This is a genomic window from Xanthobacter sp. BG11Y11_SDJG, from assembly GCF_057364445.1.
In genome coordinates this window covers 1-1,082 of sequence record NZ_JBNFNU010000726.1, presented here as the reverse complement: position 1 = coordinate 1,082, position 1,082 = coordinate 1, and the positions used below count along the sequence as shown (strand labels likewise).

Annotated in this window: 2 protein-coding genes and 1 pseudogene; 1 reads left to right on the top strand and 2 read right to left on the bottom strand. The window is 73.9% G+C overall.

What is annotated here, in order from left to right; translation table 11 throughout:
- Nucleotides 1-206: pseudogene (locus AC2W7M_RS26075) on the top strand (hypothetical protein); the annotation flags it as partial.
- Between the two features lie 75 nt (nt 207-281).
- Here AC2W7M_RS26075 and AC2W7M_RS26070 read toward each other — a convergent pair.
- Together AC2W7M_RS26070 and AC2W7M_RS26065 are read right to left on the bottom strand one after the other, a co-directional pair.
- Entirely contained in the window at nt 282-647 is a 366-nt protein-coding gene (locus AC2W7M_RS26070) for a helix-turn-helix domain-containing protein (RefSeq protein WP_394021405.1), read from the bottom strand.
- 216 nt (nt 648-863) lie between these two features.
- Nucleotides 864-1,082, bottom strand: a 219-nt coding sequence (locus AC2W7M_RS26065) for a hypothetical protein (protein WP_486136058.1), incomplete at its 5' end; no start/stop codon positions are given.

Below are 1,082 nucleotides of genomic sequence, written 5' to 3'. Positions count from 1 at the left end.
CGCCAGCATCATGCTGCGCGCGAGCGCCTGCCGGCCGCGGCTGCCGCGCCAGCTGCGAGACCGGCGAGAGCTTCATCAGCGGCTATTGCGTGAACGACCAGCGCGGCCTCCAGCACATCGGCGTCATCTCCGCGCAGGAGGGCAAGACCGAGGTGGAGTGCCTGCACCCGGTCAAGCAGGTGGTCGCGGTCTGCCTGAAGCCGTGAGCATGCGCCGCCCCGCCTGCCGCGCGGGCGGGGCGACAAGCGCGACACCCCGTCCGGCCGCCGGCCGGACGGGCATCAGCCGCGCCGGCGCAGGATCTTGAGGCGTCCCAGCAGCTCGGCCACCGCCTCCGGCGGCAAATGGGCGATCTCGCGGGCGATGAGGTTGGCGAGCTCCGTGGCCTGGGGCGAGAGGCCGGCCGTATCCACCGTCACCTTGGGGTGCGACACCTCGGCGAGGCGCGCCAGGTCCTCGGCCTCGTCCCAGATGACGTTGAAATAGGCGATCACGCGCTGCACCAGCGCCCAGGTGGGCCGGCCGCGCCGGCCGTTCTCCAGCGCCGACAGATAGGTGGGGCTCACGCCGATGGCGTGCGCCATCTGCGTCAGCGTCACGCCCTTCTCGGCGCGCAGATCGCGCACGCGGCGTCCGAACGGCGTCATGGCCGCCTCTCCCCTGGGTCCGAGCCCGAACCGGGATGGAAGCCGATTCGCGCCCGGCGAACAAAGCCGGACGCGGGGTTCGTCAAAGCGGGAAGCCGCGGGCCGACGCTCCGGCCCGACTGGGGCGCGCCTGAGCCGGAGGCCGTCAGGCCCGGCTCAGGCGCGGGCGGACGTTCATCACGCCCGGGACGCGGGCCCGGAAGGCGGCCTCAGGACTCACGCCCAGGAGCCGTCGTCGTCGCCGCCCCAGTCGCCGCCATTGTCCTCAGCGAAGTCCTGGCCGCCCTGATCCTGCCCCTGGTCGGCGTTCCAGAAATTCTCCTGCGGCCGCGGGCTGGCCGCCGAGCGCGGTTCTGGGCATCGGCGCCGAGATCCGGTGCCGCCGGCGCCGGCCTCGGGCTTGGGCAGTTCCGCGGCGGCGGCCTGCGCCACCGG